The organism is Caulobacter sp. GW821-FHT11A05 (genome assembly GCF_058809015.1).
In genome coordinates, this window is sequence record NZ_JBXASF010000005.1 from 47,400 (window position 1) to 69,147 (window position 21,748).

The 21,748-nt window shown below is 69.2% G+C and carries 28 protein-coding genes; 16 read left to right on the plus strand and 12 right to left on the minus strand.

Features of this window, described 5'->3' with window-relative positions; all coding sequences use genetic code 11:
• Positions 1 to 4 precede the first annotated feature (4 nt).
• Complete coding sequence (locus AC1RSK_RS09105; protein WP_492907182.1) at positions 5 to 508, minus strand: hypothetical protein; 504 nt, start codon at positions 506 to 508, stop codon at positions 5 to 7.
• A gap of 191 nt (positions 509 to 699) precedes the next feature.
• Here AC1RSK_RS09105 and AC1RSK_RS09110 point away from each other — a divergent pair, with 191 nt between their 5' ends.
• The 7 genes from AC1RSK_RS09110 (at position 700) to def (ending at position 5,250) form a co-directional block, all read left to right on the plus strand.
• Positions 700 to 1,503 (plus strand): SDR family oxidoreductase, encoded by an 804-nt coding sequence (locus AC1RSK_RS09110; protein ID WP_492907183.1) that lies wholly within the window; start codon positions 700 to 702, stop codon positions 1,501 to 1,503.
• Positions 1,500 to 1,823: a YbaB/EbfC family nucleoid-associated protein gene (locus AC1RSK_RS09115; RefSeq protein ID WP_492907184.1), complete on the plus strand. Its 324-nt coding sequence runs from the start codon at positions 1,500 to 1,502 to the stop codon at positions 1,821 to 1,823. Before AC1RSK_RS09110 ends, AC1RSK_RS09115 begins: the two co-directional genes overlap by 4 nt.
• Entirely contained in the window at positions 1,823 to 2,257 is a 435-nt protein-coding gene (locus tag AC1RSK_RS09120; RefSeq protein WP_492907185.1) for a nuclear transport factor 2 family protein, read from the plus strand. Before AC1RSK_RS09115 ends, AC1RSK_RS09120 begins: the two co-directional genes overlap by 1 nt.
• Before the next feature lie 3 nt (positions 2,258 to 2,260).
• Positions 2,261 to 2,863: a recombination mediator RecR gene (gene recR / locus AC1RSK_RS09125; protein ID WP_492907186.1), complete on the plus strand. Its 603-nt coding sequence runs from the start codon at positions 2,261 to 2,263 to the stop codon at positions 2,861 to 2,863.
• Between the two features lie 227 nt (positions 2,864 to 3,090).
• Entirely contained in the window at positions 3,091 to 4,362 is a 1,272-nt protein-coding gene (locus AC1RSK_RS09130) for a DNA recombination protein RmuC (RefSeq protein WP_492907187.1), read from the plus strand.
• 18 nt (positions 4,363 to 4,380) lie between these two features.
• Positions 4,381 to 4,659 carry a hypothetical protein gene (locus AC1RSK_RS09135; RefSeq protein WP_492907188.1) on the plus strand — a complete coding sequence of 93 codons (279 nt, stop codon included), beginning with the start codon at positions 4,381 to 4,383 and terminating at the stop codon, positions 4,657 to 4,659.
• Between the two features lie 69 nt (positions 4,660 to 4,728).
• The gene (def, locus tag AC1RSK_RS09140) at positions 4,729 to 5,250 is read left to right on the plus strand and encodes a peptide deformylase (protein ID WP_492907189.1); all 522 of its coding nucleotides are present in this window, start codon (positions 4,729 to 4,731) and stop codon (positions 5,248 to 5,250) included.
• A 173-nt stretch (positions 5,251 to 5,423) separates the two neighbouring features.
• Here the strand turns inward: def and adh are convergent, their stop codons facing one another.
• Entirely contained in the window at positions 5,424 to 6,941 is a 1,518-nt protein-coding gene (gene adh, locus AC1RSK_RS09145; protein WP_492907190.1) for an aldehyde dehydrogenase, read from the minus strand.
• A gap of 211 nt (positions 6,942 to 7,152) precedes the next feature.
• On the opposite strand from adh, the gene AC1RSK_RS09150 reads away from it, so the two are divergent.
• The 6 genes from AC1RSK_RS09150 to msrQ all read left to right on the plus strand — a co-directional run bounded on the left by AC1RSK_RS09150 (position 7,153) and on the right by msrQ (position 11,518).
• The gene (locus AC1RSK_RS09150) at positions 7,153 to 8,196 is read left to right on the plus strand and encodes a sigma-54-dependent Fis family transcriptional regulator (protein ID WP_492907191.1); all 1,044 of its coding nucleotides are present in this window, start codon (positions 7,153 to 7,155) and stop codon (positions 8,194 to 8,196) included.
• 83 nt (positions 8,197 to 8,279) lie between these two features.
• Positions 8,280 to 8,630, plus strand: a complete 351-nt coding sequence (locus AC1RSK_RS09155) for an ArsR/SmtB family transcription factor (RefSeq protein WP_492907192.1) — start codon at positions 8,280 to 8,282, stop codon at positions 8,628 to 8,630.
• Positions 8,631 to 8,640: 10 nt separating this feature from the next.
• Positions 8,641 to 9,129 (plus strand): SRPBCC family protein, encoded by a 489-nt coding sequence (locus tag AC1RSK_RS09160; protein ID WP_492907193.1) that lies wholly within the window; start codon positions 8,641 to 8,643, stop codon positions 9,127 to 9,129.
• Between the two features lie 10 nt (positions 9,130 to 9,139).
• Positions 9,140 to 9,751 carry a glutathione S-transferase family protein gene (locus tag AC1RSK_RS09165; protein WP_492907194.1) on the plus strand — a complete coding sequence of 204 codons (612 nt, stop codon included), beginning with the start codon at positions 9,140 to 9,142 and terminating at the stop codon, positions 9,749 to 9,751.
• Positions 9,752 to 9,986: 235 nt separating this feature from the next.
• Positions 9,987 to 10,916: a protein-methionine-sulfoxide reductase catalytic subunit MsrP gene (gene msrP, locus AC1RSK_RS09170; protein WP_492907195.1), complete on the plus strand. Its 930-nt coding sequence runs from the start codon at positions 9,987 to 9,989 to the stop codon at positions 10,914 to 10,916.
• The gene (msrQ, locus tag AC1RSK_RS09175) at positions 10,916 to 11,518 is read left to right on the plus strand and encodes a protein-methionine-sulfoxide reductase heme-binding subunit MsrQ (RefSeq protein WP_492907196.1); all 603 of its coding nucleotides are present in this window, start codon (positions 10,916 to 10,918) and stop codon (positions 11,516 to 11,518) included. The genes msrP and msrQ overlap by 1 nt, the downstream gene beginning before the upstream one ends.
• A gap of 172 nt (positions 11,519 to 11,690) precedes the next feature.
• Here msrQ and AC1RSK_RS09180 read toward each other — a convergent pair whose 3' ends face one another.
• Complete coding sequence (locus tag AC1RSK_RS09180; RefSeq protein WP_492907197.1) at positions 11,691 to 11,993, minus strand: cell surface protein; 303 nt, start codon at positions 11,991 to 11,993, stop codon at positions 11,691 to 11,693.
• A 91-nt stretch (positions 11,994 to 12,084) separates the two neighbouring features.
• Between AC1RSK_RS09180 and fmt the strand changes: the two genes are divergently transcribed.
• Together fmt and truA are read left to right on the plus strand one after the other, a co-directional pair.
• On the plus strand, positions 12,085 to 13,011 hold the full coding sequence (gene fmt / locus AC1RSK_RS09185; protein WP_492907198.1) for a methionyl-tRNA formyltransferase: 927 nt from the start codon (positions 12,085 to 12,087) through the stop codon (positions 13,009 to 13,011).
• Positions 13,011 to 13,748, plus strand: coding sequence for a tRNA pseudouridine(38-40) synthase TruA (gene truA, locus AC1RSK_RS09190; protein WP_492907199.1), 738 nt, complete (start codon positions 13,011 to 13,013; stop codon positions 13,746 to 13,748). Before fmt ends, truA begins: the two co-directional genes overlap by 1 nt.
• Before the next feature lie 197 nt (positions 13,749 to 13,945).
• Here truA and AC1RSK_RS09195 read toward each other — a convergent pair whose 3' ends face one another.
• The 3 genes from AC1RSK_RS09195 to dapE all read right to left on the minus strand — a co-directional run bounded on the left by AC1RSK_RS09195 (position 13,946) and on the right by dapE (position 16,271).
• Positions 13,946 to 14,323: a DUF3597 domain-containing protein gene (locus AC1RSK_RS09195; RefSeq protein ID WP_492907200.1), complete on the minus strand. Its 378-nt coding sequence runs from the start codon at positions 14,321 to 14,323 to the stop codon at positions 13,946 to 13,948.
• Positions 14,324 to 14,661: 338 nt separating this feature from the next.
• Entirely contained in the window at positions 14,662 to 15,099 is a 438-nt protein-coding gene (locus AC1RSK_RS09200; RefSeq protein WP_492907201.1) for an EamA family transporter, read from the minus strand.
• A complete protein-coding gene (gene dapE, locus AC1RSK_RS09205; protein WP_492907202.1) occupies positions 15,096 to 16,271 on the minus strand; it encodes a succinyl-diaminopimelate desuccinylase in 1,176 nt (391 codons plus the stop codon). Before dapE ends, AC1RSK_RS09200 begins: the two co-directional genes overlap by 4 nt.
• A gap of 166 nt (positions 16,272 to 16,437) precedes the next feature.
• Between dapE and AC1RSK_RS09210 the strand changes: the two genes are divergently transcribed.
• Positions 16,438 to 17,046 (plus strand): hypothetical protein, encoded by a 609-nt coding sequence (locus tag AC1RSK_RS09210; RefSeq protein ID WP_492907203.1) that lies wholly within the window; start codon positions 16,438 to 16,440, stop codon positions 17,044 to 17,046.
• Positions 17,047 to 17,267: 221 nt separating this feature from the next.
• Here the strand turns inward: AC1RSK_RS09210 and AC1RSK_RS09215 are convergent, their stop codons facing one another.
• The 6 genes from AC1RSK_RS09215 to AC1RSK_RS09240 all read right to left on the minus strand — a co-directional run bounded on the left by AC1RSK_RS09215 (position 17,268) and on the right by AC1RSK_RS09240 (position 21,746).
• A complete protein-coding gene (locus AC1RSK_RS09215; protein ID WP_492907204.1) occupies positions 17,268 to 17,723 on the minus strand; it encodes a hypothetical protein in 456 nt (151 codons plus the stop codon).
• Positions 17,724 to 18,000: 277 nt separating this feature from the next.
• A complete protein-coding gene (dapD, locus tag AC1RSK_RS09220) occupies positions 18,001 to 18,849 on the minus strand; it encodes a 2,3,4,5-tetrahydropyridine-2,6-dicarboxylate N-succinyltransferase (protein WP_492907205.1) in 849 nt (282 codons plus the stop codon).
• The gene (locus AC1RSK_RS09225; protein ID WP_492907206.1) at positions 18,846 to 19,511 is read right to left on the minus strand and encodes a pyrimidine 5'-nucleotidase; all 666 of its coding nucleotides are present in this window, start codon (positions 19,509 to 19,511) and stop codon (positions 18,846 to 18,848) included. The genes dapD and AC1RSK_RS09225 overlap by 4 nt, the downstream gene beginning before the upstream one ends.
• A complete protein-coding gene (gene argB, locus AC1RSK_RS09230; protein ID WP_492907207.1) occupies positions 19,508 to 20,422 on the minus strand; it encodes an acetylglutamate kinase in 915 nt (304 codons plus the stop codon). The genes AC1RSK_RS09225 and argB overlap by 4 nt, the downstream gene beginning before the upstream one ends.
• Before the next feature lie 69 nt (positions 20,423 to 20,491).
• Complete coding sequence (locus AC1RSK_RS09235) at positions 20,492 to 21,553, minus strand: serine/threonine-protein kinase (RefSeq protein ID WP_492907208.1); 1,062 nt, start codon at positions 21,551 to 21,553, stop codon at positions 20,492 to 20,494.
• Positions 21,554 to 21,584: 31 nt separating this feature from the next.
• Entirely contained in the window at positions 21,585 to 21,746 is a 162-nt protein-coding gene (locus tag AC1RSK_RS09240; RefSeq protein ID WP_492907209.1) for a hypothetical protein, read from the minus strand.
• Positions 21,747 to 21,748: the final 2 nt, after the last annotated feature.

Below are 21,748 nucleotides of genomic sequence, written 5' to 3' on the forward strand. Positions count from 1 at the left end.
GGGTCTAGGTCTTCGACTCCCACCTCGTTTGATAGAACTCCGACGAATCCGGCGGGACCTGACGGCGCGCTGGCGGCGCGACAGCCAGGGCGGCCCGCAAGGCTTCGGCCGCCCGTGCGGGAAAGGGCTGGTCGAAGGTTTCATCATAGCCGTCCAGCCCAAGCACCAGCTTCAACCGGTCGATTTCGGTGAGCAAAGCCCGCCCGGTCGCATCCACGTCGGCGCTCGCCTGGAACAGCAGCCGGTCGCTCTTCTCGTCACGGACGGCAATCTCCAGCGAGCCGGACCCGCGAACTGAAAAGCGCCAGATCCAGGCCCCGGGTTCCTGATCAAACCGGCAGGTCGCCCGCATGCCGCCGATGACAATCGCGGTCACGGCGTGCAGCAGGTCCCCGACCGCGTCCGTGGTGTCGCTGAATTCGACCTCAAAGACGGCGTCCCCGACAGTCAGGCGGCAGAGCCCGAAGGTCGTCTCATCGTCCATGCTGATGTTGAAGTGCGGGGTCATTCGGTCATCTGCTGAGGGGGTCACGTGAGGCTCCGGGCCCATGAGACTAGAGGCCGCCCGCCCGGCGGCATAGGTCCGTCGGAAAGCCCCCTTGCCCTTCCCCGGCGTGAAGCGGATAGCCCTATGAAAAGCAGGCGGGCCGAAGACATGACCCCCGCCATCGCGGAAGATCAGGACAAGGGGAAGAGACCATGACCGCAGCCAACGGCCGCAAATCCATCTTCATCACCGGCGGCGCCTCGGGCATGGGCCTGGAGACCGCCCGGCTGTTCGCCTCCGAGGGCTGGTTCGTCGGCGCCTGTGACGTCAACGCCGCCGGCCTGGACGCTCTGAAAGTGGAATTGGGCGACGCCGTCCTCACCCAGGTGCTCGACGTCACCGACCGCGCCGCCTACGCCGCCGCGCTCGATACCTTCGCCAAGGCCACCGGCGGCCAGCTGGACCTCCTCTTCAACAACGCCGGCATCGGCCGCGGCGGGCCGTTCATCGACCAGCCGTGGGAAGACGTCATGGCGCTGGTCAACATCAACTTCGTCGCCGTCCTCTCGGGCATCCACCTGGCCGCCCCGCTGCTGAAAGCCACGCCGAACAGCCTCTGCTTCACCACCTCCTCGTCCTCGGCCATCTTCGGCATCCCCAACATCGCCGTCTATTCGGCCACCAAGCACGCGGTGAAGGGCCTGACCGAAGCCCTGTCGGTGGAACTGCGCGCCCATGGGGTGCGCGCCGCCGACACCCTGCCCGGCATGATCGACACTCCCATCCTGCCCGACGAGGCGAAAGCCAACGCCCCGACGGAAGGCATGTGGCGACTGACCCCGCCGATGGAGGTGGCGAAAGCGGTCTGGGGCGCCTACCATTCGGACAAGATCCACTGGTATGTGCCCTCCGAACTGGAGGCCTACGACGCCATGCAGACATCGAATCCGGAAGCCATCCGCGACCAGATGCTGAGCATGGGGGGCCTCTTCAGCGAGGGAAGCGAGAAGACATGAAAGACATCCAAGGCCTGATGAAACAGGCCCAGGCCATGCAGGCCAAGCTGGCCGAGGCCCAGGAGAAAGCCGCCGCCATCGTCGTCGAAGGCACGTCCGGTGGCGGCATGGTCAAGGTGACGCTGAAGGGGGCCGGCGAACTTTCCGCCGTCATCCTCGACGAAAGCCTGCTGGTCCCCGGCGAGGGCGAGGTCATCGCCGACCTCCTGATCGCCGCCCACGCCGACGCCCGCCGCAAGCTGGAAGCCCAGACCGCCGAGCTGATGCAGGCGGCGGCGGGTCCGCTGGCCGGGATGAAGATCCCGGGGATGCCGTTCTAGTGAAGGCGCTCACAGCTCTCACACTGGCGGTGGCCCTCCTGGCCACCCCGGCGCTGGCCCAGCTGCCGCCCGACCTGGCCAAGGCCGCCCACGCCTATGAGGCGGCCCAGATCGACGGCGACGGCGCGGCCATGAGCGCCCTGATGGCCGACGACTACGTCCTGGTCGGCGGCGATGGGACCCGCTCGACCAAGGCCCAGCTGATCGCCGAATTCACCGACCCCAAGCTCAAGGCCAATCCGGTCACCGTCCGCGAGCCGGTCGAGAAGGTCTGGAAGGACGCCGCCGTCATCGGCGGCCTGGTCGAGTTCACCGGAACCTACGACGGCAAGCCGATCCGCCAGGTCATGCGCTTCGCCGACGTCTGGGAAAGGCGCGACGGCCGCTGGGTGGTGGTCTACGGTCAGGTGACACGAGTCCCGGAACCCAAGTAGACCATGGCCTCCGTCGCCGGACCCGAGATCGAACGCCTCATCAGCCTGCTGGCCAAGCTGCCGGGGCTTGGCCCCCGCTCGGCCCGCCGCGCGGCGCTGACCCTGCTCAAGCGCCGCGACCAGCTGCTCGGGCCGCTCGCCTCCGCCCTCGCCGACGCCCAGGCCAACGTCAAGACCTGCAGCGTCTGCGGCAGCCTCGACACCTGCGACCCCTGCAGCCTCTGCGCCGACGGCCTTCGCGACCGCACCCTGATCTGCGTCGTCGAGGAGGTGGGCAGCGTCTGGGCCATGGAGCGGGCAGGGGCCTTCCGCGGCCGCTACCATGTGCTCGGCGGCCTGCTGTCGGCGCTGGACGGCGTCGGCCCCGACAACCTGCGCATCAACGAGCTGACCCAGCGGGTCACCGACGGCGACATCCGCGAGGTGATCCTGGCCCTGCCCGCCACCGTCGACGGCCAGACCACCGCCCACTACATCGCCGAACGCCTCTCCAACCTCGACGTGGCCGTGACCATGCTGGCCCGCGGCGTCCCGGTCGGCGGCGACCTCGACTGGCTCGACGACGGCACGATTGCGCAGGCGATGCGGGCGCGTCGGCCGGCGTAAAGCGCAGCGCCCTTCTCCCGCTTGTCGGGAGAAGGTGGCCCGCGAAGCGGGTCGGATGAGGGCAGCGCCGGCTCCGGCCGATGGCCCGCGTTCTGGCGCGTTCAGCGCAGCCGCCAACCTTTCATCTTCCGCTCTGCCCTCATCCGTCGGCTTCGCCGCCACCTTCTCCCGACAAGCGGGAGAAGGAACCCCTGTGACGACGCCCCGAACCACGCTAAGAACCAACCATGAACGCTCCCGCCCTGGCCCTGATCGTCGCCGCCGCCTTCGCCCTGCTGGCCGTCGTCGCTCTCGCCTGGGCCCTGATGGAGCGCCGCCGGGCCACCGCCGCCGAAGCCAAGGCCTGGTCGCTGCAGGAGCAGTTCACCACCGCCGACGCCCGCGCCCGCATGCTGGAGGACCAGTCCGGGGCCACCGCCGAACTCCTCAAGGCCCAGGCCGCGCAACAGGCCGGGGCCGTCGCCGAGGAACTCCTCAAGCGCACCGACGAGAGCTTCCGCAACCGCGAACTGATCGCCCAGGAGCGCATCGCCGCCCAGCTGAAGCCCGTCGCCGACACCCTGGCCAAGTTCGAGGCCCAGGTCACCGCCGTCGAAAAGGCCCGCTCCGAAGAGCAGGGCGGCCTCAAGGCCCAGATCGCCGCCCTGATGGACGCCTCGGTCGCCACCCAGGCCGAGGCCCGCAAGCTGTCGGCCGCCCTGCGCCGCGGGGCCGGGGTCCAGGGCCGCTGGGGCGAACAGACCCTGCGCAACGTGCTGGAGGCCGCCGGCCTGGCCCACCAGTACGACTTCGTCGAACAGTTCAGCCTCGACACCGAGGAGGGCCGCCGCCGGCCCGACGTCAAGGTCCGCATGCCGGCCGGGGCCGTCTTCGCCATCGACGCCAAATGCTCCTTCGGCGCCTTCGTCGACGCCCAGGAGGCCACCGACGACGCGGTCCGCGAGGCCGCCCTGGTCCGCCACGCCCAGAGCGTCCGGGCCCACATGCAGGGCCTGTCCGCCAAGAGCTACTGGGACCAGTTCGCCGGCGAGCGCTCGCCCGACTTCGTGGCCATGTTCATCCCCGGCGACGGTTTTCTCGCGGCCGCCCTCGACCGCCTGCCCGACCTGATGACCGAGGCCATGGACAAGCGCGTCCTGATCGTCACCCCGACCACCCTGTTCGCCCTCTGCAAGGCCGTCGCCTACGGCTGGCGGGTCGAGGAGCAGGCGGCCAACGCCGACCTGATCGCCAAGCTCGGCCGCGACCTCTACGCCCGCCTGTCGGTGATGGGCGGCCACGTCGCCGCCATGGGCAAGGCCCTGGAGACCGCCACCGGCCGCTACAACCAGTTCGTCGCCAGCCTGGAGACCCAGGTCCTCACCCAGGCCCGCCGCTTCGAGGACCTGAAGGTCGACCACGAGGGCAAGGAGATCCCGGAACTGGCCCCCATCGAGGGCGGCATCCGGCCCCTGGCCAAACTCGCGTCAGACGCGCCCGCCCTTTCCGACAAGCACTGAAACCGCTAGCGACGTCGCATGATCGAACTCGGCATCTCCATCGCGGCCATCCTCGCTGGCGTCACCTGGTTCGTCCGCGACCTGCCGGGCATCCTGGCCTCGGGCCGGACGGGGACCATCCGCAGCAAGTCCTACGGCGCCCCCATCATCCGCCGCGAGGACGACCCCGAGCGCTTCGACCGCCTCGTCGCCTACCGGCGCAAGCGGCTGGTCTGGCCGACCCTGATGCTGGCCGGGGGCCTTCTCTTCCTGGCGTTCAACATCTGGGTGCTGGCGACCCGTTTCGGCGCCGTCTGAGCCCGCGCCGCCACCCTGCGACGTCAGGCCCAGCTTGACGCCCCGGTATCGAGACCTTACCTGCGCCCCATGGCCGTCCGTCGCATCCTCACCGTCGACAACGCCGCCGACCTGGCGGTGCTGAAGAAGAAGTCGGTTCCCGTGGAGACCGTCACCGACGAGACCCGCGCCCTGATGGACGACATGCTGGAGACCATGTATGCCGCCCCCGGCATCGGCCTGGCCGCCGTGCAGGTCGGCATTCCCGAGCGGATCATCGTCATGGACCTGGCCCGCGAGGGCGAGCCGCCGGCCCCGCGCTACTTCATCAATCCCGAAATCCTCGAGAAGAACGAGCAGTTCGCCCCCTACGAGGAAGGCTGCCTGTCGGTGCCCGACATCTACGAGACCGTCGAGCGCCCCGACCAGGTCCACATCCGCTACCTCGACTACGACGGCAAGCTGGTCGAGGAAGCCGCCGACGGCCTCTACGCCGTCTGCATCCAGCACGAGATGGACCACCTCGAAGGCGTCCTCTTCATCGACCACCTCAGCCGCCTCAAGCGCGACCGCGCCATCACCAAGGTGAAGAAGGCGGCCCGGGCGGCTTAGAGCCAATTCCTCCCCCATCGGGGGAGGGGGACCATCGCGCAGCGATGGTGGAGGGGGTCCCCACCGACAGCGGCGGCTGATCCTCTGTCCGCCGCCGCCGGCTTGGGGAGCGGACCCCCTCAGTCAGCCGCTGCGCGGCTGCCAGCTCCCCCGAAGGGGGAGCAACTGCTTCCTCAGAAGAACCCCAGCTTCTTGGCCGAATAGCTGACCAGCATGTTCTTGGTCTGCTGATAGTGGTCCAGCATCATCCGGTGGGTCTCCCGCCCGATGCCCGACGACTTGTAGCCGCCGAACGCCGCATGGGCCGGATAGGCGTGGTAGCAGTTGGTCCACACCCGCCCCGCCTGGATTGCCCGGCCGAAGCGGTAGCAGGTGTTGGCGTCGCGGCTCCACACCCCGGCCCCCAGGCCATAGAGGGTGTCGTTGGCGATGTGCAGCGCCTCGTCCTCGTCCTTGAAGGTGGTCACCGAGACCACCGGGCCGAAGATCTCCTCCTGGAACACCCGCATGCCGTTGTGGCCCTTGAGCACGGTCGGCTGGACGTAGAAGCCGCCCGCCAGCTCGCCGCCCAGGTTGGCCCGCTCGCCGCCGATCAGCACCCGCGCCCCTTCCTCGCGGCCGATATCGAAATAGCCGACGATCTTCTCCAGCTGCTCGGCCGAGGCCTGGGCCCCGATCATCGTCGCCGGGTCCAGGGGATCGCCCTGCACGATGGCCGCCACCCGCTTCAGCGCCCGCTCCATGAACTCGTCGTAGATGCGCTCGTGGATCAGCGCCCGGCTGGGACAGGTGCAGACCTCGCCCTGGTTCAGGGCGAACATCACGAAGCCCTCGATGGCCTTGTCGAAATAGTCGTCGTCCGCCCGGGTGACGTCCTCGAAGAAGATGTTCGGCGACTTGCCGCCCAGCTCCAGGGTCACCGGGATCAGGTTCTCGCTGGCGTACTGCATGATCAGCCGGCCGGTGCTGGTCTCGCCGGTGAAGGCGATCTTGGCGATGCGCGGGCTGCTGGCCAGCGGCTTGCCGGCCTCGAGGCCAAAGCCGTTGACGATGTTCAGCACCCCGGGCGGCAGGATGTCGGCGATCAGCTCGGCCCACAGGCAGATGCTGGCCGGCGTCTGCTCGGCGGGCTTCAGCACCACGCAGTTGCCTGCCGCGATGGCCGGGGCCAGCTTCCAGCAGGCCATCAGCAGCGGGAAGTTCCAGGGGATGATCTGGCCCACGACGCCCAGCGGCTCATGGAAATGATAGGCGACGGTGTCGTCGTCGATCTGGCTCAGGCTGCCTTCCTGGGCGCGGATACAACCGGCGAAATAGCGGAAGTGGTCGATGGCCAGCGGCAGGTCGGCGGCGGTGGTCTCGCGGATCGGCTTGCCGTTGTCCCAGCTCTCGGCCCGGGCCAGCAGGTCCAGGTTGGCTTCCATGCGGTCGGCGATGCGGCTCAAGAGCAGGGCCCGCTCGGCCGGGCTGGTGCGGCCCCAGCCGTCCTTGGCGGCGTGGGCGGCGTCCAGCGCCCGCTCGATGTCGGCGGCCCCGGAGCGGGCGATCTCGCACAGCTTGCGGCCGTTGACCGGGGAGATGTTGTCGAAGTAGCGGCCGTCGGCCGGCGCGACCCACTGGCCGCCGATGAAGTTGTCATAGCGGGCGGCGAACGGCGCGGCCTGGGCTTGGATGGGCTGGTGCTTGGTCACTGGGAAGTCCTCCAATTTGTTGAAAATTGTTGCTCCCAGTCGGCGGCAGTCATTGAGATGCGTCAATTGGCGTAACCGCGCATTGGGTTATTCTGCGAACAATTCAGTGGACTTGTTTCCGGCCCGCCGGGAACTTTGACGCTGCGGGCGACAGTAAGAGCGCCAGTGTCGCAACCTGCGACAGTTCGGGAAGAAACTTGGAGTGACCTTGATGACGTCCGTCCACGACGCCCGCCGCAGCTATTTCGGCCAGGGCCAGCTCCCCGCCGACCAGCTGGCCCATTCCATCCTGCGGTCCTGGATGCGCTGCTCCGACATGGGCCTCGACGAGGCCGCCCCGGTGCGCATCGAGCCGGCCAGCGCCGCCGAGATGCGTAGCCTGCAGGAGCGCCACGACGCCCTGCGCCGCCTCTGCCGTCCCGAGCTCGACGCCCTGCACGGCGAGGCGCGCGAGACCGGCGGCATCGTCATCCTGACCAATCCCGACGGGGTGGTGCTCGACGCCGTCGGCGACCCGGCCTTCGCCGGCGCCGCCGCCCAGCTGGCCCTGCGCCCCGGCGCCGCCTGGCAGGAGAGCGCCGCCGGCACCAACGCCATCGGCGCCGCCCTGGCCGAGCGCCGCCCCGTCGCCGTGCACGGGGCCGAACACTTCTTCGCCGCCCACCGCGACCTGACCTGCGCCGCCGCCCCGATCATCGATGGCCGCGGCGCGGTGATGGGGGTGCTGGACATGTCCGGCCACGCCGCCGTGCAGCACCTGCACGCCCTGGGCCTGGTCAAGATGGCCGTCGAACAGATCGAGCACCGGCTGTTCCAGCGGCCGTTCGGCGGCTGCGCCGTGCTGCGCTTCCACAGCGACCCGGCCCTGGTCGGGACCAGCCGCCAGGGGGTGCTGGTGTTCGCCGACGGCCGGCTGGTGGCCGCCAACCGCCGGGGCCTGGCCCTGACCGGCCGCGGCTGGGACGACCTCGACCGGGCCCGCTTCGGGGACCTGTTCGACGCCGACCTCGACCGGCTGGAGGAGTCCGTGCAGCTGATCGCCCCGACCGGCGAGACCTTCTTCGGAACCCTCGACCGCTCGGGCCTGAGCGCTGACCGGCCGCCGGCCGTGATGCTGGCCGACGCCACCCTGCGCGACACCGAACTGGCCGCCATGCGCGCCGCCCTCGACGCCTGCGGCGGCAACGTCAGCCGCGCCGCCCGCAAACTGGGCGTCCACCGCGCCACCCTCTACCGCCGGGTGCTGTCGGCCTAGACCGCTCCCGCCGCCTGGCCGCTTGACTCCCGCCCGCCGTCCTGAATATAACCACATAGTTCTAAAACTATTCGGTTATAAAAATGACCCCCGCCGCCCGCCTCGACGCCACCTTCCAGGCCCTCGCCGATCCGACCCGCCGCGCCATCCTGGCCCGGCTGGCCGGCGGCGAAGCGAGTGTCAACGACCTGGCCCAGCCCTTCGCCATGTCCCAGCCGGCTATCTCCAAGCACATCAAGGTGCTGGAGCGGGCCGGCCTGGTCACCCGCGGCCGCGACGCCCAGCGCCGCCCGGTCCGCATCGAAGCCGCTCCGCTCGCGGAAGCCAACGGCTGGCTGGAGGACTACCGCCGCCTCTGGGAAACCAATTTCCAGCGCCTTGAGACCCTGCTCGACGAACTGCAGGCCGCCATTCCCCAACCCGACAAGCCTTGAGGAAACCCCCATGACCTTCACCACCCAGGTTACGACCCCCTCCGACCGCGAGATCACCGTCACCCGCGCCGTCCGCGCCCCGCGCGCGCTGGTCTGGCGCGCCTATACCGACCCGGCCCTGATCCCCCGCTGGCTGCTGGGACCGCCCGGCTGGACCATGCCGGTCTGCGAGATGGACGCCCGCGTCGGCGGCGCCTACCGCTACCTCTGGGTTTCCGAGGCCGACGGCGCGGTGAAGATGGGCCTCTCCGGCGTCCACCGCGAAGTCGAGGCGCCGGCCCGGCTGGTCGCCACCCAGACCTTCGAGCCCGACATGATGGGCGGCGAGAGCCTGGTCCGCACGACCTTCGACGAGGCTGACGGGGTGACCACCATCGTCACCACCATCCTCTACGCCAGCAAGGAAATCCGCGACGCCGCCGCGGCCAGCGGCATGGAGATCGGCATGGAGGCCGGCTACCAGCGCCTCGAAGGTCTGCTGGCCGACGTGGCCGCGTAGGGGGGGGGCAATGCTCACCATCCACAACTTCCCGCGCGGCGCGCGCGGCCTGCGGGTCATGTGGCTGTGCGAGGAACTGGGCGTGCCTTACCGGTTCTCGGCCGTCACCTTCCCGCCCAGCGACGCCTACCTGGCCCTCAACCCGCTCGGCAACGTCCCCTTCCTGGAGGATGAGGGCGGCGTCGCCATCAACGAGAGCATCGCCATGCTGCTCTACGTCGCGCAGCGCTATGGCCCCACACCCCTGCTGCCGGCCAGGGACGACCCGGCCCTGGCCAAGGTGCTGCAGCTGACGGTGATGAGCGAAACCGCCCTCGGCATGGCCATGAACCCGCTGATGGCCGCGAAGTTCGGCGCGCCGGATGAGCACAGGCGGAACTGGTCTGTCGGGGTGCTGGAAGGCTCCCTGGGCCGCGCCATCGCCTTCATCGAGGCCGAACTGGGCGACGGCGACTTCCTGGTCGCCGATCGCCTGACCGTGGCCGACATGGCCTTCGCCACCGCCCTCGGCATCTGGCGCGGCGCCCTCGGCGGCGTGCTGAACGAACGCCTGGCGGCCTACCACGCCAAGCTGGCGGAACGCCCGGCCTACCAGCGCGCGATGGCGGCGATGGCGGCCTGACCCTACCCAATATTCCGATCATCCGGACGAAAGTCGGGGCCCAGTGTCCACCGGCGGTGCAAGGACTGCTCAAGTCAGAGCAGAACTCTTCAACGACTTGCCAGCTGGGCCCCGACTTTGGTCGGGGTGGTCGGAGTAGGGGGAGGGCCTGCTCCCAACACGCCCCCGTGCCAGCCATTTGACTCGCCCGTGAACGGCTCCACATTCACACCGGGGCCGTACCGGAGAGACTTGCATGCTGATCCGCCACGCTGGCGAGCTGACCGACAACGATGTCACCCCGCACGGCCTCTACCTGCGTCGCCGCGAGTTCATGACCGGCGCCATCGCCCTCACCGCCGGCCTCGCCGCCTGCGCGCCGGAAGACGCCACCGCCGCCCCGCTAAAAGCCGCCAAGTCGCGCTACACCACCAGCGAAAAGCTGACCCCCTTCAAGGACGTCACCACCTACAACAATTTCTACGAATTCGGCGTCGACAAGGACGACCCGGCCCGCGCCGCCGGCGCCCTGAAAACCAGACCCTGGACGGTCAAGGTCGACGGCCACTGCGCCAAGCCCGGGACCTACAATCTCGAAGACGTCCTCAAGACCGGCCCGCTGCAGGAACGCATCTACCGCCTGCGCTGCGTCGAGGGCTGGTCGATGGTCATCCCCTGGATCGGCATCCCCTTGGCCGACATCCTCAAACGCTACCAGCCGACCGCCAAGGCCAAGTACGTCGCCTTCGAAACCCTGCTGCGCCCCTCCGAAATGCCCGGCCAACGCCGCGCCGTCCTGCAATGGCCCTACCGCGAGGGCCTGCGGATGGACGAGGCCATGCACCCCCTGGCCTTCATGGCCGTCGGTCTCTACGGCCAGACCCTCTTGAACCAGAACGGCGCCCCCATGCGCCTCGTCGTCCCCTGGAAGTACGGCTTCAAGTCGATCAAGAGCATCGTCCGCATCAGCTTCACCGACACCCAGCCGCGCACCGCCTGGAACCTCTCGGCGCCTGGCGAGTACGGCTTCTACTCCAACGTCAATCCGGCCGTGGACCACCCCCGCTGGAGCCAGGCCAGCGAGCGCCGCATCGGCGAGTTCAGCCGCCGCAAGACCCTGCCCTTCAACGGCTACGGCGAGGTCGCCGGCCTCTACGCCGGCATGGACCTGCGGAAGTTCTATTGATGAGTCCAAAAACCAAGGACCGCCTGATCTACACGGCGGTCTGGCTGGCCTGTTTCGCCCCCATCCCCTGGCTGGTCTGGCGGCTGCTGTCGGGCGGCCTCGGGGCCAACCCGATCGAGGCCCTGATCCGCCAACTCGGCGTCTGGGGCCTGCGTTTCATCCTCATCAGCCTGGCCATCACTCCCGCCGCCCGCCTGCTGCGTCAGCCGCGCCTGATCCGCTTCCGCCGCACCGTCGGCCTGTTCGCCTTCGCCTACGTCCTGCTGCACTGGTGCACATACATCGGCGTCGACCAGTTCTTCGACTGGGCCGCCATCCTCAAGGACATCTACAAACGCCCCTTCATCACCATCGGCATGACGGCTTTCGTTCTGCTGATCCCCCTGGCCGTGACCAGCACCAACGCCGCCATCCGCGCCCTCGGCCCGGTCCGCTGGCGCCGTCTCCACCGCCTGATCTACGTCATCGCCCCGCTGGGGGTGCTGCACTACTACATGCTGGTGAAGGCCGACCACCGCCCGCCGCTGATCTACGCGGGGGTGCTGGCGGTGTTGTTGGGCTGGCGGGTGTGGGACGCATTCCGAAAGCGGGCAGGGCGCTGATCCTCCCTCCCCTTCATGGGGAGGGACAGCGCGCGAAGCGCGCAGGGTGGGGAAGTCGGATGCCGCCAACCCCAACCGTCAGGAGACGCCTCCCAGTACCCCACCCTGACGGCTTCGCCGTCGGTCCCTCCCCATAAAGGGGAGGGAGGGCGCCCGACCGTCGACTTCTGAGCTACTGCTTCTCGGCCGCCTTTTCCTTCGCCGCCTCGGCCTTGTCCTTGTTGGCCGCGTCGGCCAGGTCTTCCTGGGCGTTGGCCGCCGTGTCCTTCACCGCGTCGGCCGCCTCGGCGCCGGCGTCCTTGATCGCCGCGCCGGCTTCCTTGACGTCGGGATCGTTGGCGATGTCGTGGGCCGCTTCCTTGACCTCGGTCCCGGCGGCCTCCGCGCCTTCCTTGACCTCAGCACGGTCCGCCTTCGAACAGGCGCCCAGCGACAGGGCCGAAATCGCGACGGCGGCGAGAATGAGCGAGCGCATGGTTATCTCCATCAATGTTCCCGCCTATCAACGAACCGTGATCGGCGGGGTTCCCTTCCTAGATCGGCCCTGAGCGGCTACAGGCACGGCCATGCGTTTAGCCTTCCTCGGCACCCCCGATTTCGCCGTCGTCAGCCTGGCCGCCCTCCTCGAGGCCGGCCATGAGATCGTCTGCGTCTACAGCCAGCCGCCGGCCCCGCGCGGCCGTGGCCAGGACCTCAAGCCCTCGCCGGTCCACCAGTTCGCGCTCGACCACGGCCTGACCGTCCGCACCCCCAAGTCGATGAAGGCCGAGGAGGAGATCGCCGCCTTCCAGGCCCTGGGCCTCGACGCCGCCGTCGTCGTCGCCTTCGGCCAGATCCTCAAGACCGGCGTGCTGGCCGCGCCGCTGCTCGGCTGCTTCAACCTGCACGGCTCGATCCTGCCCCGCTGGCGCGGCGCCGCCCCCATCCAGCGGGCGGTGATGGCCGGCGACGAGATCACCGGCGTCCAGGTCATGCGCATGACCGAGGGCCTCGACGAAGGCCCGGTCCTGGCCACCGCCACCACCCGCATCGGCCAGTACGACACCGCCGGCACGGTCCACGACCGCTTGGCCGATCTCGGCGGCCGCCTGCTGGTCGACACCCTGCCGGCCATCGAACGCGGCAAGGCCACCGAGACCAAACAGGCCGAGGAGGGCGTCACCTACGCCCGCAAGATCACCCCGGCCGAGGCCCGCATCGACTGGTCCCGTTCCGCGGAAGAGGTCGACCGCCAGATCCGCGGCCTCTCCCCCTTCCCGGGCGCCTGGTTCGAGGCCCCGTCCACACGCGGCCCCACCCGGGTGAAGGCCCTGATGTCCCATGTCGAGGACGCCTCGGGTCCGGCCGGCGCCGCCCTGGACGACAGCCTGCTGATCGCCTGCGGCGACGGCGCCGTCCGCCTGCTGGAGCTGCAGCGCGAGGGCAAGGGCCGCCAGCCGGCCGACGTCTTCCTGCGCGGCTTCCCGGTTGCGGCCGGGACGGCGCTGGCCTGATGCCCCGCTACCGCCTCACCGTCGAGTACGACGGCCGCCCCTATCGCGGCTTCCAGGCCCAGGCCGTGCTGCCCTCGGTTCAGGGTACGATCGAGCGCGCCGTCAAAGCCTTCTGCGGCGAGGACATCCGCCTCATCGCCGCCGGCCGCACCGACACCGGCGTCCACGCCACCGGCCAGGTGATCCACATCGACCTGGCAAAGGACTGGCCGGCCCGGACCGTCCTCCAGGCGATCAACGCCCACCTGGGCGCCGAGCCGATCGCCATCCTGACCGCCCAGGTCGCCGCCGACGACTGGCACGCCCGCTTCAGCGCCACCGGCCGCCGCTACCTCTATCGCATCCTCAACCGCGAGGCCCGGCCCGCCCTCGACCAGGGCCGCGTCTGGCATGTGAAGAAACCCATCGACGCGGCAGCCATGCACGCCGCCGCCCAGGCCCTCGTCGGCCACCACGACTTCACCACCTTCCGCGACATGCAGTGCCAGTCGAAGTCGCCGGTAAAGACCCTCGACCTCGCCACCGTCCGCCGCGAAGGCGACTACGTCCTGCTCGACTTCGCCGCCCGCAGCTTCCTGCACCGCCAAGTGCGGTCGATGACCGGCACCCTGCTCGAAGTCGGCGTCGGCCGCTGGACGGCGGAGGACGTGGCGGCGGCGCTGGCGGCCAAGGACCGCACGGCCTGCGGCCCCGTGGCGCCGGCGGATGGGCTGTACCTGACGGGCGTGGTGTACTGAGTCCTTCTCCCGCTTGTCGGGAGAAGGTGGCCCCCGAAGGGGGTCGGATGAGGGCAGCACCGGCTGTTCAAACTCAACCACGTTCTGGCGCAGTCGCCGCCGCCGCAACCTTCCGACACCGGCGCTGCCCTCATCCGAGCCCTTCGGGCCCACCTTCTCCCGACAAGCGGGAGAAGGGACTTCGGACCCGCTGGCCTCTAGTCCATCAAGCTCGCCGGAACCTTCCCCCCATTCTCGGCCAGCTTCTTAAGCACTGCCTTGTGCAGCCAGATGTTCATCGCCGCGCTGTCCGACTTGTCGCCGGTGAAGCCCAGCTCATCGGCCAGGTCCTTGCGCTCCTGCAGGCTGCTCTCCATCCCGACCAGCTTCATCAGATCGACGATCGAGGTGCGCCAGTTCAGCTTCTGCGGATTGGCCGCCGCCATGTCCTCCAGCACCGCCTCGATATCGACCGGCGGCGGCGCGGCCGCCTGGGCCTGCGGGGCCGGCGTCGGCTGGGCCTGCGGCGTCGGGGCCGGGGCGGCCTTCGGCTTGTGACCGAAAATCTTGCCCAGGATGTTGCTGAAGATGCCCATGACCAACCTCGTTTGAAGAACTCAAGCGGCGACAGCCGCATCGGTCCTTCAACCCCGCACCCGTCCGCCGGGTTGCCCGGTCGGCGGAAAAACATTCTACCCAGGCGAAATTATCGGGCCGCCGACGGGGCCGGACCGGCCTGGGCAAGGCGGGAGCCGCATCGGCCGGATTCCGCCGGCGAAAGACCCATGCGCCCCCCCATGAAACCCCAATGCCGGATGCATCCGACAGCGATGCGTCCCCCATCCTGGACCGATGCTATACCCATTGAAACTATTGAATAATTTCACCTATCCGGGTCCCGAAACCGGTTATAATGGTCCGGCCGCTTCGATAACTACCGGATCGCCACCAGCACCGCCCCGACGGCGATCAGCACGACGCCCAGCCAGTTCTTGACCGTCAGCCGCTCCCCCAGGAAGGCCACCCCCATGATCGCCACCAGCACCACGCTCAGCTTGTCCAGCGGCGCCACCCTTGCTGCCTCGCCCAGCTTCAGGGCCCGGAAGTAGCAGAGCCACGACGCCCCAGTCGCCAGCCCCGACAGGGTCAGGAACATCAGGGTGCGCGGCGTCAGCTCGCCGACCGACCGCCACTGGCCGCTGACCGCCACGATCAGCCCGGCGAAGGCCACCACCACCAGTGTCCGCACCAGGGTGGCCAGATCCGACGGCGTATCCTTCACCCCGACCTTGGCCAGGATCGCCGTCGCCGCCGCGAACACCGCCGCCAGCAGGGCCCAGAACAGCCAGCCGCCGGCGAACGTTTTGATCATCCCAACCGCTCGAAATACAGCTCGACGATCCGCTCATAGACCTTCTGCAGGGCGTAGATCTCCGCCACCGGGGCCCGCTCGTCGACCATATGCATGGTGGTGCCGACCAGGCCGAACTCGACCACTGGGCACAGGCTGCGGATGAAGCGCGCATCGCTGGTGCCGCCGGTGGTGGAAAGGTCCGGCTCGCGCCCCGTGGTCTGGCGCACGGCGTCGGCGACCACGGCGGTGAACGGCCCCTGCTCGGTCAGGAAGGCCTCGCCGCTGATCATCGCCCGGACCGAGACCTCGCCGTCGAAGCCCTCACCGGCCAGCCGGCATTCCTCCTCGAACCAGGCAGCCAGCTCGGCCCCCTTGTGGCCGGGGTTGAAGCGGATGTTGACCCGCGCCGTGGCCCGGGCCGGGATGACGTTGGTCCCCGGGTTGTCCACATCGACCGTGGTGACCTCCAGGTTGGAGGGCTGGAACTCCGGATAGCCCTCGTCCAGCACCCGGTCCTGCAGCCGGCCCAGGAGCCGCACCAACACCGGGATCGGATTGGCCGCCCGCTGGGGGTAGGCCACATGGCCCTGCCGGCCCTCGACGGTGAACCAGGCGTTGATGCTGCCGCGCCGGCCGATCTTGACCATGTCGCCCAGGGCCGTGGCGCTGCTCGGCTCGCCGACCACGCAGTGGTCGATGGCCTCGCCCTCGGCGGCCAGGGCCTCGACCACCTTCCTGGTGCCGTCCAGGGCCAGGCCTTCCTCGTCGCCGGTGATCAGGAAGCTGATCGAGCCCGTCGGTTCGCCCCGGCCCAGCACCGCCGCCACGGCGGCTGTGAAGGCGGCGATGGCGCTCTTCATGTCGACCGCGCCACGGCCGAACAGGACGCCGTCCTTCACCTGGCCGGCGAAGGGATCCTCGCTCCAGGCGGCGGTGTCGCCGACTGGCACCACGTCGGTGTGGCCAGCGAAACAGAGGTTGGGCCGCGCCGTGCCGCGCCGCGCATAGAGGTTCTCGATGTCACCGAACTTCATCCGCCGGCAGGCGAAGCCCAGGCCTTCGAGCTGGCGTTGCAGCACATCCATCGCCCCCTCGTCGGCGGGCGTCACCGACGGGCGGCGGATCAGGGCCTGGGCCAGCGCCAGGGCGTCGAGCGTCTCGGTCGGGGAGGGGGTGTCGGCAAGGGTCATCGCCCTCCGCTTTAGGCGCGGCCGGGCCCCGGCGCAAACCTCGCGCTGCTTAGACTGCCCATTTCGAGCGGCCCGGATCGGGCGGCCGTTTCATTGAGCTCGGGCCGCCGGCCGCGCCTCATCGGGACGTCGCAACCCCGCAACACAGCCCTGAAAGGAGCCGGCCATGCTGACCTTGCCCTTCGTTTCCAGCGCCCCGTTCGACCGCGCCCGCCTTCCCCGCATGCCCCATATATCCAGGGCGGCCAGGCGCCTGGGCCTGCCGGTCGAGATCAAGCCGTCGCCGCGTCCCAGCGAGACCCGGCCCAACCAGATGTTCCTGCATGTGCGCTCGGTCGGCGCCGACGGCTTCGCCCACCTCTTCCAGTTCGCCATCGTCAACGCCGACGGCAATGTGGTGGTCAGCGTCTTCGCCCGGGCCCGCAGTCCCATCGCGGCCGGCGGCACGTCCTGCCCGACCCTGCCCTCGGTCTGGTGGGACCAGCTGGAGGAGGCCCTCAAGCCCTGCCACGGCGGCTGGCTGATCAGCTTCGGGCGCGGCCTGCACGGCGGCTTCCTGCCGCTGGGCACGAAGGAGAGCGTGGCCAGCCTCGACTGCGCCCGCGAGCGCTTCCTCAAGGTGGCGCGGCGGCGGGGCCTAAAGGTCGGGCCCGGCGATGTGGTCGACCTCAACGACGCCCGCCGCCTGGTCGGCCTGCCGCCGGTCCGCTCGCCGGACGCCGCCCTGCAGGCGCTGGGCCTGCGCGAACTCTGGCGCTGGATGGATGGAGTCTAGCAGACTGTTGAGATCGTTCCCCAAGCCCCACCGCCACACCGATCATGCTCGCGAAGGCGAGCATCCAAGCAGGATCGGCCGGTTTCGAGGCCTTTGGAGGTGGCGCCCGAAACGCCAAGCGCCGGCGAACCCGCTGTCGTCGCATGGATGCTCGCCTTCGCGAGCATGGTCGGTGATGGGGAGCCCGTCTGTGCTTCACCGGGCGAACCGCGCCGACGCTGTTAGACGCGTTCCGGTTTCACCCCGTCCCAGAACAGGGGGCTCAGGGTGTAGAAGAACTGGTCGACGTCGCTGGCCGGCCCCGGATACCAGAGCCCGTCGGCCTCGCGCACCACCAGCGACCGGGACGCCATCGCCGCCAGCTTGCGGCGCACGGTCTCGCGGGGGATGCGGCTGATGTCGGCCAGGCTCTGGCTGTTGAGGCCGCGCCGGCGAACCACCACCCGCTCGGCCCCCTTAGCTTTCGCCTCGGCGGCGGCGTTGACCGAGGCCAGGTCGGTCAGCACCACCACCAGATGCAGGGCGAACTGGTCGAGGTCGCCGTCATAGCGGGTCCGCACCCGCGACAGCACCGCCGACAGCGATCCGCCCCATCGGTAGAAGAAGCGGGTGACGTCGCGGCCGAGGTAGTCCTCCAGCCAGTCGGCGTCGCGCGCGATGGTCCGGCTCTCAACCATGGCCCGCGGCTCGGCCGGTTCGGCGGGGCCTCGGGTGGCATTAAGATTAACGCCAGTAAAGCCTGACGAGGTCTGGGATGAGCGCGTGTAGTCGGCAAATGTCCGCTTCTCGGGCGTCATGAGTGGCCTTAGTTGCAATCGGTGGTAGCGGGGGAGCGCCCAACACAAATACCCGCGACAATTTGCGACGCAACTGCAACAGCACCCAAAATGGGTTGATTCCTGTGGACGGATAGCAGCGCTATGGGGGCCGGAATTCGGCCGCTTTTGCCGGCGACTAGTCCCGCAGCAGGTCGTTGATGCTGGTCTTCGACCGGGTCTGGGCGTCCACCGTCTTGACGATCACCGCGCAGGAGAGGCTCGGGCCATTGCCGTGCGGGTCGGGCAGGGCGCCCGGCACCACCACGCTGTAGGGCGGCACATAGCCCCGGTAGATCTCGCCGGTCTTGCGGTCGACGATCTTGGTCGAGGCCGTCAGGAAGACGCCCATCGACAGCACGCTGCCCTGGCCGACGACCACGCCCTCGACCACCTCGGAACGAGCGCCGATGAAGCAGTCGTCCTCGATGATGGTCGGATTGGCCTGCAGGGGCTCCAGCACCCCGCCGATGCCGACGCCGCCCGACAGGTGCACCCGCTTGCCGATCTGGGCGCAGGATCCGACGGTGACCCAGGTGTCGACCATGGTGCTTTCGTCGACATAGGCGCCGATGTTCACGAAGCTCGGCATCAGGATGACGTTCTTGGCCACATAGGACCCGCGCCGCACGATCGCCCCCGGCACGGCCCGGAAGCCGCCCTCCTCGAACTGCGGAGCGTCCCAGCCGTCGAACTTGTTGGGCACCTTGTCCCACCAGGGCCCGACCCCGCCGCCCATGGCCCCGGCCCGCATGACGGTGTTGGGGTTGAGGCGGAAGGAGAGCAGCACCGCCTTCTTCAGCCACTGGTGGGTGAACCAGCCGTCTTCGCCCTTCTCGGCCACCCGCGCCTTGCCGCTGTCCAGCAGGCTCAGGGCCTCCTCGACGGCCGTGCGCATGGGGCCCTTGGTGTCGGGGCCGATGCCGTCGCGGGCTTCCCAGGCGGCTTCGATCTCAAGGGCCAGGTCGGCGGGCGTAAGCTCGGTCATGCGGCGGTCTCCCGGACCCTGGCCGTGCTCAGGAAGCCGGCCAGGTCGTCGGTGCGGTGGTGGACAAAGGGGGCGGTGCTGGCGGGCGCGTTAAGCCCCACCAGGATGGTGGTCATGCCCAGCTCGGCGGCCGGCGCGAGGTTCTTCTCACTGTCCTCGAAGAAGGCGGCGCCGCGCGGATCGACGTTCAGCGCCTTGCTCATCTTCTGGAAGGTCGAGAGGGCCGGCTTGGGCAGGTAGTCGGCCGAGGAGATGTGGAAGACGTCTTCCATCAGGTCGGCGATGCCCAGCTTCTCCAAGACACGTTCGGCATGCGGCCCCGAGCCGTTGGTGAAGATCAGCCGCCGCCCGGGCAGCCGCTCCAGCGCCGCGATCAGCGCCGGGTCCGGTTCCAGCAGGTCAAGACTGACGTCATGCACCTCGTCGAGGAACTCCTCGGGGTCGACGTCGTGGTGGGCCATCAACCCGGCCAGGGTGGTGCCCAGCTCCCCCCAGTACTTCTTCTGCAGGGCCCGCGCCTCGTCGCGCGGCAGCCCGGTCCGGCGCTCGACGAAGTCGGTCATCCGCACCTCGATCAGCTTCATGAAGCCGGTCTCGGCCGGGTAGAGGGTGTTGTCGAGATCGAACAGCCAGGTCTCGATGTGACGCAGGTCGGCGGTCACTTCTTCACCATCGTCCCGGCGCCGTGCTCGCTGAACAGCTCGACCAGCATGGCGTGCGGCCGGCGGCCGTCGAGGATGACCACGGCCTCGACCCCGGCGTCGACGGCGGCGATGGCCGTCTCCAGCTTGGGGATCATGCCGCCGGTGGCGGTGCCGTCCTTGATGGCTTCGAACGCCTGCGCCACCGTCATCTGCCGGATCAGCTCGCCGTTCTTGTCGAGTACGCCCTTCACGTCGGTCAGCAGCAGCATGCGCTTGGCCTTCAGCGCCCCGGCCAGGGCGCCGGCCACGGTGTCGGCGTTGACGTTGAAGGTCTGGCCGTCCTTCGACACCCCGATCGGGGCGACGACGGGGATGTAGTCATGCTCGGCGTGGATCAGGGCGGTGATCAGCTGCGGATCGACCTTCTGCGGCTCACCGACAAAGCCCAGGTCGACCACCTCTTCCAGGTTGCTGCCAGGGTCCTTCTTGGTCCGCTTGGCCTTGGTGACGGTGATCAGCCGGGCGTCCTTGCCCGACAGCCCGACGCCGCGCACATCGGCCTCGGCCCCGGCCAGGGTGATCCAGTTGGCGATTTCCTTGTTGATGGCGCCCGACAGCACCATCTCGGCCACTTCCATGGTCGGGGCGTCGGTCACCCGCAGCCCGTCGACGAAGGTCGACTTGACCCCGGCCCGGTCCAGCATGGCGCTGATCTGCGGCCCGCCGCCATGGACCACGACCGGGTGCAGGCCCAGGAGTTTCAGCAGCACCGCATCGGCCGCGAACAGCCGCGCGACCTGCTCCTCGCCCATGGCGTGGCCGCCGTACTTGATGACCACGGTCTCGCGGTCGTAGCGCTGGATATAGGGCAGCGCCTCGGCCAGGGTCTTGGCGGTGGCCCAACCGGCTTCTTCGACGCTGTCGCTCAAGGCTCGCGGCCTCCAGTCCAAGTTCTCGGGGCAAGTTCGCGGGTGCGATAGCGGACGGGGGCGGCGATGTCACGCGGCGGGCTGCGGTTTCCCGGCCATCTTGTCCATCTCGGTGATGACCCATTCGGCCCGCTCCCGCACGGACGGATTTCGATCCTGGCGCAGCCGGTCCGCCAAATCGCGCCAGCCGGGCAGGGCATGGCGATGACTCACGAGGGCGTCGGCAGCGACCCTTCTCACCACCGGCGAGCTGTCCGACGCGGCTTCTCGGATCAGGGCCTGGCGGTCCGCCGCAACCGTCAACGACCGCGTCTCGAAGGTTGGGACGCGGCGCACGGCGCCCATGTAACGATCGATGATCTTTCGGCCATAGCCGGTGCGCCAGCGGGCTTCGCCGTTCAGAAGAGCCGCCAACGCCCGGGCCCGAACCTGCGGGTGGGCGGCGGATTTGGCCCAGGCCGCCAGGTCCGCGTCGAACGCCGGCTCTCGCGCCAATTCGTCCAGGGCGGCGGCCACCTTCCCCCGGGCCGTGCCGACAATCCGGTCGGAGATGGCTTGCCTAACCTCGGCCCGGCTCAGCAGGTCCGCCGTTACCCGGGCCTGCTCCGGGCCACGAACCCAGAGCCGCAGACGGTCCGACAAGGCGATCCAAGCCTCGGCCAGGTCGGCCGCCGGTGTGTCGCCAAACCGTCGCTCGGCGCACAGCTGGGCGCAGACGCGCACCGGCCCGACCCAGTCATTCAGGCGATAGAGAATGGCGGCGACCTCGAAGGCCGAAGCGCAGGGGCCGGTCATCTTGCGCAACGCCGCGGCTCGCAGATGGCCGTCGCCGTGGAAGACGAAAATCTGCTCCAGCCCCGGCGTCTCCGTCAGCAGCTGCTGAGGGTTCACGGCCCGGCCGCTGAACAGCCGGCTCAAGGGGTTCAGCCCTGCCGCCGGCCACCAGTGCGGCATCGCCAGATCGCGAAGCGTCAATTCCGCCCGGCCAACCTGATCGGCGCGCAGGCCGTGAATGTCCGGCAGGCAGGCGGCGACGAGACTGGCCTCCGACCGCAGGCCGGCCAGACTGGCCGACAGCCGTTCCAGGCGGTCCTGCTGGGCCAGGGAAAAAAGCGGATACTGAGCGGTCATGCCCGACAGTACCGATGCCGCTCTGGCGGCGCTACTGCTCCCCGGACCCCGGATCGGTCTCCGTCTTCCCCGAATCGGATGAGCCCTTCGACCCCTTCGGCTCAGTCGCCGGACGCGGCGCTTCGCCATCTCCCGCCGGCCGCTGGTTCTCATGCTCGATTTCGTGGTTCTTGGGGCGCGGATCGTCGGTCATGC